General features: G+C 66.0%; 13 protein-coding genes. 5 read left to right on the top strand and 8 right to left on the bottom strand.

Annotated features, from left to right (window positions below; translation table 11 throughout):
* Positions 1 to 7: 7 nt before the first annotated feature.
* The gene (locus AB0L57_RS31485; protein ID WP_364970073.1) at positions 8 to 1,159 is read right to left on the bottom strand and encodes a nucleotide pyrophosphatase/phosphodiesterase family protein; all 1,152 of its coding nucleotides are present in this window, start codon (positions 1,157 to 1,159) and stop codon (positions 8 to 10) included.
* Between the two features lie 216 nt (positions 1,160 to 1,375).
* Between AB0L57_RS31485 and AB0L57_RS31490 the strand changes: the two genes are divergently transcribed.
* Positions 1,376 to 2,053: a hypothetical protein gene (locus AB0L57_RS31490; RefSeq protein ID WP_364970076.1), complete on the top strand. Its 678-nt coding sequence runs from the start codon at positions 1,376 to 1,378 to the stop codon at positions 2,051 to 2,053.
* On the opposite strand, the gene AB0L57_RS31495 is transcribed toward AB0L57_RS31490, so the two are convergent.
* Together AB0L57_RS31495 and AB0L57_RS31500 are read right to left on the bottom strand one after the other, a co-directional pair.
* On the bottom strand, positions 2,054 to 2,533 hold the full coding sequence (locus AB0L57_RS31495) for an SRPBCC family protein (protein WP_364970078.1): 480 nt from the start codon (positions 2,531 to 2,533) through the stop codon (positions 2,054 to 2,056). It lies immediately after the preceding gene.
* A gap of 5 nt (positions 2,534 to 2,538) precedes the next feature.
* Positions 2,539 to 2,862 (bottom strand): metalloregulator ArsR/SmtB family transcription factor, encoded by a 324-nt coding sequence (locus tag AB0L57_RS31500; protein ID WP_364970080.1) that lies wholly within the window; start codon positions 2,860 to 2,862, stop codon positions 2,539 to 2,541.
* 81 nt (positions 2,863 to 2,943) lie between these two features.
* Between AB0L57_RS31500 and AB0L57_RS31505 the strand changes: the two genes are divergently transcribed.
* From AB0L57_RS31505 to AB0L57_RS31515, 3 genes are read left to right on the top strand one after another with little or no spacing between them, the layout of a single operon-like run.
* Positions 2,944 to 3,381, top strand: coding sequence for a helix-turn-helix transcriptional regulator (locus AB0L57_RS31505; RefSeq protein ID WP_364970082.1), 438 nt, complete (start codon positions 2,944 to 2,946; stop codon positions 3,379 to 3,381).
* 17 nt (positions 3,382 to 3,398) lie between these two features.
* Complete coding sequence (locus tag AB0L57_RS31510; RefSeq protein ID WP_364970085.1) at positions 3,399 to 3,809, top strand: VOC family protein; 411 nt, start codon at positions 3,399 to 3,401, stop codon at positions 3,807 to 3,809.
* Between the two features lie 46 nt (positions 3,810 to 3,855).
* A complete protein-coding gene (locus AB0L57_RS31515) occupies positions 3,856 to 6,231 on the top strand; it encodes an excinuclease ABC subunit UvrA (protein WP_364970086.1) in 2,376 nt (791 codons plus the stop codon).
* A gap of 246 nt (positions 6,232 to 6,477) precedes the next feature.
* Here the strand turns inward: AB0L57_RS31515 and AB0L57_RS31520 are convergent, their stop codons facing one another.
* Positions 6,478 to 7,320 (bottom strand): SDR family oxidoreductase, encoded by an 843-nt coding sequence (locus AB0L57_RS31520; RefSeq protein ID WP_364970088.1) that lies wholly within the window; start codon positions 7,318 to 7,320, stop codon positions 6,478 to 6,480.
* Between the two features lie 76 nt (positions 7,321 to 7,396).
* Between AB0L57_RS31520 and AB0L57_RS31525 the strand changes: the two genes are divergently transcribed.
* The gene (locus tag AB0L57_RS31525; RefSeq protein ID WP_364970089.1) at positions 7,397 to 8,089 is read left to right on the top strand and encodes a TetR/AcrR family transcriptional regulator; all 693 of its coding nucleotides are present in this window, start codon (positions 7,397 to 7,399) and stop codon (positions 8,087 to 8,089) included.
* A 309-nt stretch (positions 8,090 to 8,398) separates the two neighbouring features.
* Here the strand turns inward: AB0L57_RS31525 and AB0L57_RS31530 are convergent, their stop codons facing one another.
* The 4 genes from AB0L57_RS31530 to AB0L57_RS31545 form a co-directional block, all read right to left on the bottom strand.
* Entirely contained in the window at positions 8,399 to 12,352 is a 3,954-nt protein-coding gene (locus AB0L57_RS31530; RefSeq protein WP_364970091.1) for a DNA-directed RNA polymerase subunit beta', read from the bottom strand.
* 108 nt (positions 12,353 to 12,460) lie between these two features.
* Positions 12,461 to 15,961 (bottom strand): DNA-directed RNA polymerase subunit beta, encoded by a 3,501-nt coding sequence (locus AB0L57_RS31535; RefSeq protein ID WP_364970132.1) that lies wholly within the window; start codon positions 15,959 to 15,961, stop codon positions 12,461 to 12,463.
* Positions 15,962 to 16,469: 508 nt separating this feature from the next.
* Complete coding sequence (locus AB0L57_RS31540) at positions 16,470 to 17,213, bottom strand: hypothetical protein (RefSeq protein ID WP_364970094.1); 744 nt, start codon at positions 17,211 to 17,213, stop codon at positions 16,470 to 16,472.
* An 11-nt stretch (positions 17,214 to 17,224) separates the two neighbouring features.
* Positions 17,225 to 18,193 carry a hypothetical protein gene (locus AB0L57_RS31545; protein WP_364970097.1) on the bottom strand — a complete coding sequence of 323 codons (969 nt, stop codon included), beginning with the start codon at positions 18,191 to 18,193 and terminating at the stop codon, positions 17,225 to 17,227.
* Positions 18,194 to 18,200 lie beyond the last annotated feature (7 nt).

Raw genomic sequence — 18,200 nt, forward strand, 5'->3', positions numbered from 1 at the left:
GCACCGCTCACGATCGGCGGGCCAGGTACTCACCGCCGGCGACGATCAGCGGAACCAGCTGTTCGTCGGCGGTCCGGGCGCCATGATGACCGATCATCGCCGACTCCATCGGCTCCCGGTCCGGACAGACCAGGACGCTGTGCCCCTGCGCGACGACCACGAGATCGCCGATGCGCCCGCGGATCTCGGGTCCGGGCGCGGGACCGAACCACTGCTCGTCCAGTACCTGCTCGCGTCCGGCCACCTGAGCGTGCCCGGACAGTTCACCGGTCCACACCGCAGCGACGTCCGCGGCTCCCTCCGGTCGTTCGAGATACACGTGGCGAACCCTGGCCTCACCGCCGATCAACCGGACATCGCGACGCAGTGCCGGGCGGGAGTCCAGGTCGATCACCGTATCGGCCCGGATCATGCCGTGATCGCCGGTCACCAGCAGCGTGCACGTCGACGGCAGATCGGTGAGCAGATCCGCGATGCCGGCGTCGACAGCGGCCAGTACGTCCTGCCATTGCGGTGAGCCCGGCCCGTACAGATGCCCGGCCGCGTCGAGGTCCGGAAAGTACGCGTAGGCGAATCTGCGACCGGGGCCGGAATGGTTTGCGACAGTGCGGATTCCGCTGCACACCTGATCGAGGTCCGCAGCCGGATGCAGGATTCCCGTGGCCCGGAAGGCGGCCCGGGTCAAACCGGAGCGCCGTTGATATTCGGGCACGACGTAATGCACGTCGACGCCGTGCGCGGCGAGATCCTGCAGCCTGCTGGTACCGCGCTGCACCGTTTCGGGTGGGTATTCCGTGCGCGCGTCCGGACCGGTCGCGGAGTCGAGACGCCAGCGCAGCGCGTTGAGCAGGCGCATCCCGCCCGGATCGGGTACGGCGAAGCTGTAGCCGATGATTCCGTGGGTCGCGCACGGCGCCCCGAGCGCCAGACTGGCGATCCCCGCCGCGGTGGTCGCGGGAAAGCCGGCGTTCACGTTGGTGGCGACATGCCCGGCCAGGGTGGGCGCGACCTCGCGATGGCGGGTCAGCAGTTCGGCGCCCAGCCCGTCGATCAGCAGGACCACGACATCGCGGCCGGTGACCAGGTCCAGCGAGTTGTCCACAGCCATCCCGAAGGAGGCGGCGACGGCGGGCAGGACATCGGCGAGTGTGTGCGGCATCGCCGCCCATCGTGCCGGACCGCGATCGGCGCCACGATGGGATTCGCGGCCGGAGACCGGATCTCAGGCGCGCACCGCCGTGATATCGAGTGCGGCCACGTCGAACTTCATCGAGGCGTCGGCAGCACACCGAGGCTGCGACTCTCCCCCGGTGCGGGCGTGCTCGGATACCGTGGATATCCAGCGCTGCCGGCGTGACGAAGGGGTGAGATCACAGTGTTCGACCCGTTGGCCGATATCGACCGGGCACTGGCCGACCGGGCCGGCTGGACCTGGTTCGACGATCACCTGCGCTACACCTGCGGGGTGCTCGATCTGCTGCGCCGCGGTGAAATGGCGCGGCTGCCCGCCCAATCCACCCGGATCCGCCTGGACCCGCGTGAGATGTGTCTCGCCGAGGGGCCCGGGCGCTGGTCGTTCTGGCGCGCCGCGGGTGACGGCACCTGGGAGCCGAACAATATCTTCGTCGCCGGAAGTGCCGCTTTCGTCGCCGCCGCACAACTGTCGAACGCACTGGCCAACGAGGCGCGGCGACAACGGGCAGCGGCCGGTGCGCAGCCCCGATGGATCGCCGAACGTCCTGGGTCGGTGATGATCTCGAACCGGCGCATCCATCTCGGCAATCCCGACCACGTCTTCGCGATCCGCCTCTCGACGATCGAGACGATCGACCTCACCGCACCGGACCGGGTGGTGGCCCGATACGCCCGCCGCAACGGCACCCTACTTCAGTGGCAGCTCCAAAGCCCCTGGGCTGTACTATTTTTCGTCGTCGCCGCGCAGCGCTACTTCCCGAATCACCCGCTGCTGGTGTCCGGGAACTGGCTGCCCGCCGGGTTCGAGGAGAAATGTCACCTGGCGGGCAAATCCTGTCCGAAGGTCCGCGAACGATAACTAGGCCGGCTGCGCCAGCAGCGCATCCAGGGCGCGATAGCTGTCGTTCATGCCGCCCTCCATTCCGGATTGCAGCATGCCGTCACGTTCGTCCGGGGTGTGGAATTGACTGTCGGTCACCACTTTCGTGCGCCCGTCACCGAGATCGACGAAACGTGTGGCATCGATGGCCACATGAGCGGGCATACCGTCCCATTCGAAGGACCATACGATGCGCTCGCGCGGCGCGATCTCGCGGAATCGCCCCTCGAATCCGTGTGTCGCGCCGTCGGCATGTTCGACGAAACGCCAATGACCGCCGGGGCGGAACTCCCAGCGCTCCACATCGAGCCGGTGGCCGCGGCCCCACCAGCGCACCAGATTCTCGATGCGACTGTAGGCATCCCACACCCGCGCGACCGGCGCGTCGAAGATTCGCTCCACGTGGATCTCCCGGTCACCGGAAGCGGCGGCCACGGCGTTGTTTTCGGCTGTACCCATCTGCCCTACTCCGTTCGTTCGAGGAATTCACCGAGACGGTCCATGCGGGCCTCCACCATTCGCCGATAGCCCTGCAACCAGGACGCCTCACGGTCGAGCACATTCGCCCCGAGCCGGCAGTGCCGGATCCGGCCGCGCTTCTCCGTGATCACCATGCCCGCGTCCTCGAGAATCGCCAGGTGTTTCTTCATGCCGGTGAGCGTCATCTCGAAATGTCCGGCCAGCTCGCTGACCGTGGCCGAGCCACTGCCGAGCCGCTCGAGGATTCCACGCCTGGTGGGGTCGGCGAGCGCGGCGAAGGAGGCGTCCAAGGAACCATACTGAACCATCCAGTTCAGTGTTTCCGATCCGCACTCCACTGTCAACAGCCACTACTGGGCAATGTCGGTTTCGCGTGGCACTATCACGTTGTGACCGGTACGCCCGCCCCAGAGCAGCGCCTCCGCGATCTCGCCCGGCTACGCCGCGTGCGCGATCGCATCGACCGGGAGTACGCGAAGCCGCTGGATGTGGAAGCCCTGGCGCGCGATGAGCACATATCGGCCGGACATCTCAGCCGGCAGTTCCGCCTCGCCTACGGAGAATCGCCGTACGGCTATCTGATGACGCGGCGAATCGAGCGCGCGATGGCATTGCTGCGGCGTGGCGATCTCAGCGTCACCGAGGTGTGTTTCGAGGTCGGCTGCCAATCGCTGGGAACATTCAGTACCCGATTCACCGAACTGGTCGGAGTGCCGCCGAGTGTGTACCGGCGCGAGGCCACCGAAGACACTCTCGGTATGCCGTCGTGTGTGGCCAAACAAGTCACCAGACCGATCAGGAATCGAGAAGCGCAGGTTACCGAGTAGCAATTAGCCTGATCGACATGGACATCACCATTCATTCGACCCTCCTTCCGCAGAACGATCCGGACGCGGCGCTGACGTTCTACCGCGATGTACTCGGTTTCGAGGTTCGCAACGACGTCGGATACAAGGGCATGCACTGGATCACCGTCGGCCCCGCCGGGCAGCCGGAGACCTCGATCGTGCTGTACCCGCCGGAGGCCTCGCCCGGCATCACCGAGGACGAGCAGCGCACCATCTCCGAAATGATGGCGAAGGGCACCTACTCCAGCCTCAACCTCGCCGCCAAGGATCTCGACGAGGTCTTCGACCGGGTGCAGGCCGGTGGCGCCGAGGTCGTCCAGGAACCGACCGATCAGCCCTACGGTGTGCGCGACTGCGCCTTCCGTGACCCCTCCGGCAATCTGCTGCGCATCCAGCAGGCTTCCTGACCCTCGAACCGGCCGGCGTGCCGCCAACCCTCGAAATGGAGACACGATGAGCAAGGCTCCCACGCCGGACCGGCATATCGCCGACAGCCACGATTTGATCCGCGTGCAGGGTGCGCGGGTCAACAATCTGCGCGATATCAGCGTCGAGATTCCCAAACGGCGGCTCACGGTGTTCACCGGCGTCTCCGGTTCCGGAAAGAGCTCGCTGGTGTTCGGCACCATCGCCGCGGAATCGCAGCGGATGATCAACGAGACCTACAGCGCCTTCGTCCAGGGCTTCATGCCGACCCTGGCCCGGCCCGAGGTCGACTATCTCGACGGTCTCACCACCGCGATCTCCGTCGACCAGGAGCGGATGGGCAGCAATCCCCGCTCCACGGTCGGCACCGCCACCGACGCCAATGCCATGTTGCGCATCCTGTTCAGCCGGCTGGCGCAGCCGAATATCGGCTCACCCAACGCGTATTCGTTCAATGTGCCTTCCGTGTCCGCCAGTGGCGCGATCACCGTCCAGCGGGGCGGTAAGACGGTGGCCGAGAAAGCGACCTTCCACCGGCTCGGCGGTATGTGCCCCCGGTGCGAGGGCATGGGGTCGGTCACCGATTTCGATCTGACGGCCCTGTTCGACGACAGTCTCTCGCTCAACGAGGGCGCGCTGACCATCCCCGGTTACAGCATGGACGGCTGGTTCGGACGCATCTACCGCGGCTGCGGACTCTTCGACCCGGACAAGCCGATCCGCAAGTTCAACAAACGCGAAATGCACGATCTGCTCTACAAGGAGCCGACCAAGATCAAGGTCGAGGGCATCAACCTGACCTACGAGGGCCTCGTCCCCAAGATCCAGAAGTCGATGCTGTCCAAGGATGTCGACTCGTTGCAGCCGCATATCCGTGCCTTCGTCGAACGGGCTGTCACCTTCACGATCTGTCCCGAGTGCGAGGGAACTCGGCTCTCCCCCGAGGCGCGGTCCTCGAAGATCGACGGCAAGAGCATCGCCGACGCCTGTGCGATGCAGATCAGCGATCTGGCCGAGTGGGTGCGCGGACTGGACGAACCCTCGGTGGCGCCGCTGTTGAAGGGCCTGCAACATCTGCTGGATTCCTTCACCGAGATCGGCCTCGGCTATCTGTCGCTGGACCGGCCGGCGGGCACGCTTTCCGGTGGAGAAGCGCAGCGCACCAAGATGATTCGCCATCTCGGATCGTCGCTCACCGATGTCACCTACGTCTTCGACGAACCCACCATCGGCCTGCATCCGCACGATATCGAGCGGATGAACAATCTGCTGCTGCAGTTGCGCGACAAGGGCAATACCGTACTGGTGGTCGAGCACAAGCCGGAAGCGATCGCCATCGCCGACCACATCGTCGATCTCGGCCCGGGGGCCGGAACCGGCGGTGGCACAGTATGTTTCGAGGGCGATCTCGAGGGCCTGCGGGCCAGTGACACGATCACCGGCCGTCATCTCGACGATCGCGCGAAACTGAAGGACACCTGTCGAGAGTCTTCCGGCGCGTTGGAGATTCGTGGCGCCGGCACCCACAATCTGCGGGACGTGGATGTCGACGTCCCGCTCGGTGTGCTGTGTGTCGTGACCGGTGTGGCCGGATCCGGGAAAAGCTCACTGATCCAGGGTTCGATCGCCGGTCGTGACGATGTCGTGGTGGTCGACCAGGGTGCGATCCGCGGCTCCCGGCGCAGTAATCCCGCCACCTACACCGGCCTGCTCGAACCCATTCGCAAGGCATTCGCCAAGGCCAACGGGGTGAAACCGGCGCTGTTCAGCGCCAATTCCGAAGGCGCGTGCCCCACCTGTAACGGCGCCGGCGTGATCTACACCGATCTGGCGATGATGGCCGGAGTCGCGACCACCTGCGAGGAATGCGACGGTAAGCGCTTCCAGGCGGCGGTGCTCGACTATCACCTCGGCGGCCGCAACATCAGCGAGGTACTGGAGATGTCGGTGGCCGAGGCCGAGGACTTCTTCGGTACCGGCGAGGCGCGAATTCCGGCGGCGCACAAGATCTTGCAGCGCCTCGATGATGTGGGGCTCGGCTATCTGAAGCTGGGCCAGCCGCTCACCACCCTGTCCGGCGGCGAGCGGCAGCGCATCAAACTGGCGACCCACATGGGCGAGAAGGGCGGCGTCTACGTCCTCGACGAGCCGACCACCGGCCTGCACCTGGCCGATGTGGAGAACCTCCTCGGTCTGCTCGATCGCCTCGTGGACTCGGGTAAATCGGTGATCGTGATCGAGCATCACCAAGCGGTGATGGCACACGCCGACTGGATCATCGACCTGGGTCCCGGTGCCGGGCACGACGGTGGGCGCATCGTCTTCGAGGGCACCCCGGCGGATCTGGTCGCCGACGGGTCGACCCTCACCGGAGAACACCTGGCGGCCTACGTCGGCGGTTGATCACCGACGGCTCTCGACACCACAAGTCCTCGGCGCCTGCCGGTTCCGGTCACGATGGACCGTAACCGGCAGGCCGGGGCGTCGGCACGGGCGGCTCAATGCTGCGCCGACGCGGTCTGGGAAGCTCGGCTGATCAGCCGAGCGACTCTCGGCGGCACCCGCCCGGCGACCGCACGGCTGTGCGGCGGCGGCCGATCCGGGACCGGGAAGGTGTGCACCCGGCGGCGACAGACCGCCGCGCCTCGGTCATGATCGGTCTCCGGGATCGATGACACCGCGCTCGTATCCGGCGCGTTCGGTGCCACCCCGGGTCGCGGCCACCTGATCGGGAACCAGGCGGCGAAAGGTGCTGTCGCGCAGTCGCTGCGGTAGCAGTTCGGCGAGCCGGACCAGCGGACCGACATAACGCGGAACGGTCACCTCGAAGCGCGGCCGCTCGATGGCCCGCACTACCGCCCGGGCCACGTCGGCGGGTGCGAGCAGGGATGCCGCACCGCTCGCGGTGCCCGCGGCCAGCTCCGTCGCCACCACGCCGGGCATGATCACCGAAATCCGAACACCACTGCCGCGCAACTCTTCCCGCACACCGGTCAGATAACCCAGCACACCGTGTTTGGTCGCGGCATAGGTGGATTCACCCGGCGGGGACAACCGTGCGGCCGCCGAGGCGATGGTGACGATGTGCCCACGCCCCCGCTCGCGCATGCCCGGCGCGGCCAGTCGCACCCCCCGGATGACGCCGTGCAGATTGATCTCCAGCATGCGGGCCGTGGCGGCCTCGGGCTCGGCGTCGAACGGCCCCACCCACATCACACCGGCATTGTTCACCAGCACATCGACCGGACCCCAGAGCGATTCGACGGCCGCGAGGAAGCCACGGAACGACTCGGTGTCGGTGACGTCGAGCGGGAAGCCGTGGACGGTGCCCGGCAGCTCCGCGGCGGTCGCGGTGACCGCCGGCCGGTCCAGATCCCCGATGGCCACCCGCGCACCGGCCGCGGCGAGGACGGCCGCGATCTCGCGGCCGATCCCGCGCGCACCGCCGGTCACGGCCACGATCCGCCCGGCCACGGGTGAGGGCATCGACATTCCTCCATTCTGACATGAGGGCGTGTCAGGAACGATGCTCTAGTGTGCCATAGGTAGGAACACGAGGGCAGGGGCAATGGCGAAGAATCCGGCTACGCACTCCGAGCGGGATGCGCCGCGGGAGGGTGCGACCCCCCGGGCGCCGGAGGCCGGTCGGAAATACCTCGGCCTGACCCCCGAGGAACGCCGGACCCAGCGACGCGAGGCCGTCCTCGACACCGCCCTCGAGGTGTTCGGCACCTCCGGATACTCGGGTAGTTCGGTCAAGCAGATCTGCCGGGCCGCACACCTGACCGAACGCTACTTCTACGAGTCCTTCACGGACCGCGAAAGCTGCCTCGCCGCACTGTATTCCGAACTGGTCGACCGAGTACGGGAGACGACGGTCGCGGCCTTGGCATCGGCCGGATCCGATATCGACGACCGGATACGCGCGGGCTTGAGCGCCTTCGTCGAATATCTGACCGCCGATCCCCGCCGGGCCCGCGTGGTTCTGATCGAGGCCGTCGGCATCTCACCGGCCATGGAGGAGCGCCGGCACGCGGTACTCCGCGAATTCGCCGAGATCGTCGCCATCAACTGGGCCGCCGACCGCAGCGAACCCCTGACCCCCAAACAACATTCGACCACAGTGGCACTCGTCGGCGGCGTCAACCATCTCCTGGTCGACTGGCTGATGAGCAGCGGCCCGCTGTCCCCCACCGACCTCACCGAGGTCTGCACCGCCCTGTTCATCGCCGCCCGCAACCACCTCGAGAACGAAACCTGATCGCTTGCCCGGCCGGACGGCGGACACCGCCGAGCCTTGTCAGACGAGAGCCAGGGCGATCAAGCCGATGACAGCGCCTGCGAAAACCACTGTGTTGCATACCTTCCGAAGGGTCCAGGCCCAGAAATCCCAGCCTCGTCAACCGCATACGACGCCGCACCGGACGCCGGATTCGAATTCGGCCCCACCGCACTGCTGGCCGGCCCGACCGACCGGCTGATCCGGACCGGGCACCGAACCTGACCCCGAAACGCATTCGGCCCCCGCTCCGAACCGGAGCGGGGGGCGAATGGTGTTGCCTGCGAAGGCTTACCGGTAGTCGCTGAACCCGTAGTCGTCCAGCGGCACCGCCGCACCCGTGGTGGTGCCGAAGCCCTCGGGGCTGTAGTAGGTGTCGTCGTAGGACGGCACCGCGTACGCCGCGGCCCGAGCTTCCTCGGTGGGCTGCACCTGGATGTTGCGGTAACGGTTGATACCGGTACCCGCCGGGATCAACTTACCGATGATCACGTTCTCCTTCAGGCCGATCAGCTTGTCGGAACGGCAGTTGATCGCCGCATCCGTCAAGACACGAGTCGTCTCCTGGAAGGAGGCCGCCGACAGCCACGAATCGGTGGCCAGCGACGCCTTGGTGATACCCATCAGCACGGGACGACCCGAAGCCGGATCGGCACCCTCGGCGACCGAGCGGCGGTTGGCCGCCTCGAACTCCGAGCGCTCGACCAGCGAACCGGGCAGGAACTCCGTCGCACCCGAGTCGATGATGGTGACGCGGCGCAGCATCTGGCGGACGATCACCTCGATGTGCTTGTCGTGGATGGACACACCCTGCGACCGGTAGACCTCCTGGACCTCGTGGACCAGGTGGACCTGCACCTGACGCGGACCCATCACGCGCAGCACCTCGTGCGGATCGGCCGAGCCCTCCAGCAGCTGCTGGCCGACCTCGACGTGGTCGCCGTCGGCGAGCAGACGCTCGGAACCGTCCTCGTGCTTGAACACCCGCAGGCGCTGACGCTTCGACAGCTTGTCGTAGACCACTTCGTCCGAACCGTCGTCCGGAATGATGGTGATCTTGTAGAAGCGGTCGTCGTCCTCGAGCCGGATCCGGCCGGAGACCTCCGCGATCGGCGCCTTGCCCTTGGGCACACGAGCCTCGAAGAGCTCCTGCACGCGGGGCAGACCACCGGTGATGTCGTCACCCGCGACACCACCCTGGTGGAAGGTACGCATGGTCAGCTGGGTACCGGGCTCACCGATGGACTGCGCGGCGACGATACCGACGGCCTCACCGATGTCGACCAGCTTGCCGGTCGCCATCGAGCGGCCGTAGCAGGTCGCACAGACGCCGGTACCGGTGGTGCAGGTGAGCACCGAACGGACCTTGACGTCGGTGATGCCGGCATCCAGCAGCGCCTCGATCGCCGGATCGCCGAGATCGTGCCCCTTCTCGACCACCACGTTGCCCTTGGCGTCGACCGCGTCGGACGCGAGCGTCCGGGCGTAGGTGCTGGTCTCGACGTGGGCGTCACGGATGATCGAGCCGTCGGCCAGCTTCTCCGCGATCGCGACCATGATGCCGCGCTCGGTGCCACAGTCGGTCTCGCGCACGATGACGTCCTGCGACACGTCCACCAGACGACGGGTCAGGTAACCCGAGTCGGCGGTACGAAGCGCGGTGTCGGCCAGACCCTTTCGCGCACCGTGGGTGTTGATGAAGTACTCCAGCACCGTCAGGCCCTCACGGAAGGAGGACTTGATCGGCCGCGGGATGAACTCACCCTTCGGGTTGGTCACCAGACCCTTCATGCCCGCGAGGGTACGAGTCTGGGTGAAGTTACCCGTGGCGCCCGAATCGACGATCGTGATGATCGGGTTGTCGGCCGGGTAGTGCGCGCGCAGCGCCTTACCAACCTCTTCGGTCGCTTCCTGCCAGATCTTGACCAGGGCGTTGTTGCGCTCCTGGTGATCGAGAGCACCGCGCTGGTACTTCTTCTCGATCTGGTCGGACTGCGCCTCGTAGCGCTCCATGATGTCGGCCTTCTCCGGCGGAACGAGAACGTCCGACATGGAGACGGTGACACCCGAACGCGTGGCCCAGTAGAAGCCGGCGTCCTTGAGCTTGTCGACGGTCTGCGCGACCACGATCATCGGGTAGCGCTCGGCGAGATCGTTGATGATCGCCGCCTGCCGCTTCTTCGGCATCGGCTCGTCGATGAACGCGTAGTTCGCCGGGAGCAGGTCGTTGAAGATGACCCGGCCCAGAGTGGTCTTGATGGTCCACGCGTCACCGCGCTGCCAGCCCTCCGGGAACAGCTCCGCCTCGGTGTCCTTCGGCGGACGCTGGGTGGTCAGCCGCACCTTGATCAGCGAACGCACGGTGAGCTCACCGCGGTCCACCGCCATCTGCGCCTCGGCCGGCGAGGAGTACACGCCGAACTCGGCCTCGTCCTTGGTGGCGGCCCGGTACTCGCCCTTGGCGCCCTCTTCCAGGCGGGTCAGGTAGTACAGACCGGTCACCATGTCCAGACGCGGCATGGCCAGCGGGCGGCCGGACGCCGGGGACAGGATGTTGTTCGACGACAGCATCAGGATGCGGGCCTCGGCCTGCGCCTCCGCGGACAGCGGGAGGTGCACGGCCATCTGGTCACCGTCGAAGTCGGCGTTGAACGCCTCACAGACCAGCGGGTGCAGCTGGATGGCCTTACCTTCGACCAGCAGCGGCTCGAAGGCCTGGATACCCAGGCGGTGCAGGGTGGGCGCGCGGTTCAGCATGACCGGGTGCTCGGCGATGACCTCTTCGAGGACATCCCACACCTGGGCGCGCTGCCGCTCGACCATCCGCTTGGCGGACTTGATGTTCTGCGCGTGGTTCAGATCGACCAGACGCTTCATCACGAACGGCTTGAACAGCTCGAGCGCCATCAGCTTGGGCAGACCACACTGGTGCAGCTTCAGCTGCGGACCCACGACGATGACCGAACGACCGGAGTAGTCGACGCGCTTACCGAGCAGGTTCTGACGGAACCGGCCCTGCTTGCCCTTGAGCAGATCGCTCAGGGACTTCAGCGGGCGGTTACCGGGACCGGTCACCGGGCGACCGCGACGGCCGTTGTCGAACAGCGCGTCCACGGACTCCTGCAGCATCCGCTTCTCGTTGTTGACGATGATCTCGGGAGCACCCAGATCGATCAGTCGCTTGAGGCGGTTGTTGCGGTTGATCACGCGGCGGTACAGGTCGTTCAGGTCGGAGGTGGCGAATCGGCCACCGTCGAGCTGAACCATCGGGCGCAGCTCCGGCGGGATCACCGGAACGGCGTCGAGAACCATGCCCATCGGCGAGTTGCCGTTGGTCTGGAAGGCGGCCACGACTTTGAGCCGCTTGAGCGCACGCAGCTTCTTCTGGCCCTTACCGGTGCGAATGGTCTCGCGCAGGTTCTCGGCCTCGGCCGCGATGTCGAAGTTCTCCATCAGCTTCTGGATGGCCTCGGCACCCATCGAGCCGGTGAAGTACTCGCCGTAGCGGTCCTGCAGCTCGCGGTAGAGGAGCTCGTCCACGATCAGCTGCTTGGGAGCCAGCTTGGTGAAGGTGGTCCAGATCTCGTCGAGCCGGTCCAGCTCACGCTGGGTACGGTCGCGCAGCTGACGCATCTCGCGCTCGCCGCCGTCCTTGACCTTGCGGCGGACGTCGGACTTCGCGCCCTCGGCCTCCAGCTCGGCCAGATCGGCTTCCAGCTTCTGCGCCCGCGCCTCGAGATCGGAGTCGCGCTGGTCGGCGATGGTCTTCTTCTCGACCTCCATCTCCGCCTCGAGCGTGGACAGCTCGTTGTGGCGCAGATCGTCGTCGACAGCGGTGATGACGTAGGCGGCGAAGTAGATGATCTTCTCGAGATCCTTCGGCGCCAGGTCCAGCAGGTAACCGAGGCGGCTCGGCACACCCTTGAAGTACCAGATGTGGGTGACCGGGGCGGCCAGCTCGATGTGGCCCATCCGCTCACGACGCACCTTGGCGCGAGTCACCTCGACGCCACAGCGCTCACAGATGATGCCCTTGAAGCGCACGCGCTTGTACTTGCCGCAGTAGCACTCCCAGTCCCGGGTGGGACCGAAGATCTTCTCGCAGAACAAGCCATCCTTCTCCGGCTTGAGCGTGCGGTAGTTGATGGTCTCCGGCTTCTTGACCTCACCGAAGGACCAGTTCCGAATGTCTTCGGCGGTGGCCAAGCCGATCCGGAGTTCATCGAAGAAGTTGACGTCTAGCACGTAACTTCCTTTCCCCTGTTCGGGTTCAGTATCGAGCAAAGTTCGCTAGTTCTTCCGCCGGAGCGGAGTACTGCCCCGGCGCCCAATTCGGGCGCCGGGACCGATCACTCACTGCGCGAGGTCGTCGACCGTCGCAGCCTCGTTGCGGGACAGGTTGATGCCGAGGTTCGCCGCGGCACGCTCCAGGTCCTCGTCGTCACCGTCACGCATCTCGATCGCGGCGCCGTCCGAAGACAACACCTCGACGTTGAGGCACAGCGACTGGAGTTCCTTGAGCAGAACCTTGAACGACTCCGGAATACCGGGTTCGGGGATGTTCTCGCCCTTGACGATCGCCTCGTAGACCTTCACGCGACCGACCACGTCGTCGGACTTGATGGTCAGCAGCTCCTGCAGGGTGTAGGCGGCGCCGTAGGCCTGCATGGCCCAGCACTCCATCTCACCGAAGCGCTGACCACCGAACTGTGCCTTACCACCGAGGGGCTGCTGCGTGATCATCGAGTACGGACCCGTCGACCGCGCGTGGATCTTGTCGTCCACGAGGTGATGCAGCTTCAGGATGTACATGTAGCCCACGGCCACCGGGTACGGGAACGGCTCGCCGGAACGTCCGTCGAACAGCACCGACTTGCCGTTGGCGTCGACCATGGTCTCGCCGTCGCGGTTCGGCAGGGTCGACCCCAGCAGACCGGTCAGCTCGTCCTCCTGCGCACCGTCGAACACCGGGGTGGCGATATTGGTGTCGGCTTCCTGGCCCAGCATCTCCTCGGGCAGGTTCTTGGCCCAATCGGGGAGGCTGTCGGATTCGACACCGTCGACCTGCCAGCCGGCCTTGGCGATCCAGCCCAGATGGGTCTCCAGGATCTGGCCGATGTTCATACGACGCGGAACACCGTGGGTGTTCAGGATGATGTCGACCGGAGTGCCGTCGGGCATGAACGGCATGTCCTCCTTGGGGAGGATCTTGCCGATGACGCCCTTGTTGCCGTGGCGGCCGGCGAGCTTGTCGCCGTCCTGGATCTTGCGCTTCTGCGCCACGTACACGCGGACCAGCTCGTTGACGCCCGGAGGCAGATCGTCGTCGTCCTCGCGCGAGAACACGCGGATGCCGATGACCTTGCCGGACTCACCGTGCGGCACCTTCAGGGAGGTGTCGCGGACCTCGCGGGCCTTCTCACCGAAGATCGCGCGCAGCAGCCGCTCCTCCGGGGTCAGCTCGGTCTCACCCTTCGGGGTGACCTTGCCGACCAGGATGTCGCCATCGCGAACCTCGGCACCGATGCGGACGATGCCACGCTCGTCGAGGTCGGCCAGGACCTCGTCGGAGACGTTCGGGATGTCGCGGGTGATCTCCTCGGCACCGAGCTTGGTGTCACGAGCATCGATTTCGTGCTCCTCGATGTGGATCGAGGTGAGCACGTCCTCCTCCACGAGACGCTGCGACAGGATGATCGCGTCCTCGTAGTTGTGACCCTCCCACGGCATGATCGCCACGAGCAGGTTCTTGCCGAGCGCCATCTCACCGTTCTCGGTGCACGGCCCATCGGCCAGGACCTGGCCCTGCTCGACGCGCTGCCCCTCGTCCACGATCGGACGCTGGTTGGCACAGGTGCCCTGGTTGGAACGCGCGAACTTGCGCATCCGGAAGGACTTACGGGTGCCGTCGTCGTGCATGACGGTGATGTAGTCGGCCGAAACCTCCTCCACCACACCGGCTTTCTCGTTCACGACGACATCGCCGGCGTCCACCGCGGCACGCAGCTCCATACCGGTACCGACCAGCGGCGACTCGGAACGGATCAGCGGCACGGCCTGACGCTGCATGTTCGCACCCATCAGGGCGCGGTTGGCGTCGTCGTGCTCGAGGAACGGAATCATCGCGGTCGCCACCGACACCATCTGGCGCGGGGAGACGTCCATGAAGGTGACCTCGGTCGGCGCGACGAACTCCATCTCCTCGTTGCCGCGGCGCGCGAGCACCCGGTCCTCGAGGAAGTTGCCGTCGGCATCGACCGGCGAGTTCGCCTGGGCCCGGACGTGCCGGTCCTCTTCATCGGCGGTGAGGTACTTGACCTCATCGGTGACCCGGCCGTTCTCGACCCTGCGGTACGGGGTCTCGATGAAACCGAACGGGTTGACCCGCGCGTACACCGACAGCGAACCGATCAGGCCGATGTTCGGGCCTTCCGGGGTCTCGATCGGGCACATACGGCCGTAGTGCGAGGGGTGAACGTCGCGGACTTCCAGACCGGCACGCTCACGAGACAGACCACCCGGGCCCAGCGCCGACAGGCGGCGCTTGTGGGTCAGGCCCGACAGCGGGTTGTTCTGGTCCATGAACTGCGACAGCTGCGAGGTGCCGAAGAACTCCCGGATCGCCGCCGTGATCGGACGGATGTTGATCAGGGTCTGCGGGGTGATGGCCTCGACGTCCTGCGTGGTCATGCGCTCACGCACGACACGCTCCATCCGGGACAGGCCGACCCGCAGCTGGTTCTGGATCAGCTCACCGACGGTACGCAGGCGACGGTTACCGAAGTGGTCGATGTCGTCGACCTCGACCGGAACCTCGACGCCGCCGGGGACGGTCATCAGCTTGTCGCCCTGGTGCAGGCGCACCAGGTACTCGATGGTGGCGACGATGTCCTCGCGGTTCAGCGTCGAACCGATCACCGGCTCACCGGTGTTGACGCCCAGCTTCTTGTTGACCTTGTAGCGGCCGACGCGAGCCAGGTCGTAGCGCTTCTCCTTGAAGAACAGGTTCTCCAGCAGAGTCTGCGCGGACTCCTTGGTGGGCGGCTCGCCCGGGCGCAGCTTCCGGTAGATGTCGAGCAGCGCCTCGTCCTGGCCGGCGGTGTTGTCCTTCTCCAGGGTCGAGAGCATGATCTCGGAGAAACCGAAGCGCTCGGTGATCTCCTCGGTGGTGAGGCCGAGGGCCTTCAGCAGCACGGTGACCGGCTGCCGACGCTTGCGGTCGATACGAACACCCACGGTGTCGCGCTTGTCGACATCGAATTCCAGCCACGCACCGCGCGACGGGATGACCCGCACGCTGTGCAGTGTCTTCTCGGTGGTCTTGTCGATGGAATCGTCGAAGTACACGCCGGGCGAGCGCACCAGCTGCGAGACGACGACACGCTCGGTGCCATTGATGATGAACGTGCCCTTGTCGGTCATCATCGGGAAATCACCCATGAAGACCGTCTGAGACTTGATCTCACCGGTGTTGTTGTTGATGAACTCCGCGGTCACGAACAACGGCGCCGCGTAGGTCATGTCCTTGTCCTTGCACTCCTCGATGGAGGCCTTGACCTCTTCGAAGCGCGGATCGGAGAAGGACAGGGACATCGAACCCGAGAAGTCCTCGATGGGCGACAGCTCCTCGAGCACCTCCTCGAGCCCACCGACCGGTCCGGCGTCGCCTCGGGCGATGGCCCGCTGACGCCAATCGGGGGAACCGACCAGCCACGCGAACGATTCGGTTTGTAGATCGAGAAGATCGGGAACCTCCAGCGGTTCACGAATCTTCGCGAAAGACACCCGCTTCGGGGCTCCGGGAATACCGGCCTTGGTCTGGGTGGAGACTGCCAAGATGCGTCCTTCCAGCACCTCACGCGCGTCACCCGGTGCCTGTACGTACAAGACACCGAAGCGACCGTCGCTTGTCTGCTACGAGTTCTGCTGGTTACGACCCGGACAAAACCCGAACAGCAAACAACGGAAGTAACACCGTAAAGGTGGAACTTTCGTGATGCGATCAAGGAATGGACAGGAGGCAGCCAGCGCAAAGACCAAACCTACACCCATCCAGAAGGGGTGTCAAAGTACCATCCGAACCGAGTTCCGGATGTTCGGCGCGCCGGACCCGGTTCCGCTGGCTGCGTTCGAGTCTCCGGCGGCGCCTCGACCTGGGTACTCGACCCTGTCACAGCTGCCGCTGTTGTGAATAGCGTGACGGTTCGGACGTAACTCGTCAAGTGGCGAGACCACCCGAATAACAACGAGATCGGCTGTGGCACTGGCGAATCACGCCGGTCAGCGGCGGGTTACATGCCCCTGAGCTGGGCAGATCCTTCAGGTGAACGGCTCGAACATACTTCCGAACCGTTTTTCGGGCTCACCGGTCGGAGATCTCACTCGCCAGCCAGCGACCGTCGACCCTCTCCATGTGCAACACGATCGGACCCGAGGCACTTTCCTGCGGAACGCCGTCCTTGGTCGCGCTGACCGTCAGGTCCACCAGCAACTCCGCGCGATCGTCGGTGAGCAATGTCACACCGATCGGATCCGGCTTGGCCTGCGCGGTCGACTGGGCCTGCTGTATCGCGGACACCGAGGTGTCCGCGAACTTGTCGAAGTCGGTGCGCATCTTGCCGGTGACGACCTGGTGCACAGCGTCCTTGTAGCCACCGATCGTCTTGGCGTCGTAGGAGTAGACCGTCTTCAGCGCGTGGTCTGCGGCCGCGGTCACCTCCTGGGTGGCCTTGTTGTCGACGAATGCCTTGTTGCCGTCGTCGACTCCAGGCTTCATCGCCGCGATCACCGCGAATGCGGTGAGAAGCGCGCTGACCACGATGAATGCGATCGCCAGACCCCAACCGGCAACCTTCAGCCGGGGCAGCCGACGCGCACTCGGCCGCCCGATCGGGGACCGGGGCGGGACCGGCGGAACGGGACGCGGCGAGGTCGGCGTGACGCGAACGGTCTGCGTCCGCGACTTTCCACCGGCGGGCCGGGCGGTGCCGGACTTGGCGCCGGCCGCGGCGGCGCGCCGACGGACGGTGCGATCGGCCGATTCGGACGCGCGGTCACCGGGACGCAGCCGCGGGGAAACCTTGTTGACTGGTGGGCGGGATGCCATCGGGGTACCTCCTACGATCCCGGCTGCGGAGCGGGCGCCTGCGACGGACCGGCCGGATTCTCCGATGCACTCGGCGGTGCGGGCTGGGATCCGTTCGCGGGCGGCGGCGTCGCTCCGGCGGGACCGGTGGTGTCCAGCGCGACCAGCTGACCGAGCGAATTGGCCTGCTCGGTCTTCCAGGTATCGCCGTCCTTCTTCATATCCAGCGTCCAGGTGGCCCGGAAGGACTGCACCGGCACGTTGGGAGCGGTCTGGGTCAGCTTCAGCACCACGACCGCCGACGCCTTGTCCCGTTCACTGTCCAGCGAACTCAGTGCGCCGCCGAGGACCTTGCTCTCGATCTTGGTCTTGGACTTCTCGGCAGCGTCCTTGATCCGGTCGTGGTTCTCGTTGAGCTGGGCCAGCATGTCGCCGGTCATCGACGAGCGCATGGTGTTGATCGAGGCCTCGACATCGTCGGGATTCATCGAGGTGAGATTGATCGCCGCCTGCTGGGCGGAATCGAGGGCGGTGTCGCGCGCATCGGCGCGGGGCCCGTCGGTGAACCACATCCCGCGCACCCAGCCGGTGCCGAACCAGGCCGCGAGCACGAGTGCCGCGACCAGCCACACCGCCGCGAACGAGGTCACCACGGTACGGACCACCGATCCACCACCGGATGCCGCCGCGGGTACGGCGCCCGGAATCTGCATGCGCACGGTCTCGGCATCGGTCGAACGCACGGTGGGGTCCGCATCGGCGACCACCGCGCCCGCCGGCACCGACATACGCACGGTGTCGTCGTCGGTGGCGGCCACCGCATCGTCGATGCGCACCGTCTCCTCGCCGGTGCTGCGCACAGTGTCGTCCGCAGCACCGACGGCGACCGTGTCAGCAGTACCGTCCACGCCGTCCGGCGACTTGTCGGCTACCGGCGTTTCAGCACCTTTGTCCGGCTCCGGCGCAGGTGGCGAGGAGGGGTTGGGCAGATCAGAACTCACAGCGACA

The sequence above is a fragment of the Nocardia sp. NPDC052254 genome (genome assembly GCF_040679495.1).
GTDB lineage: Bacteria > Actinomycetota > Actinomycetes > Mycobacteriales > Mycobacteriaceae > Nocardia.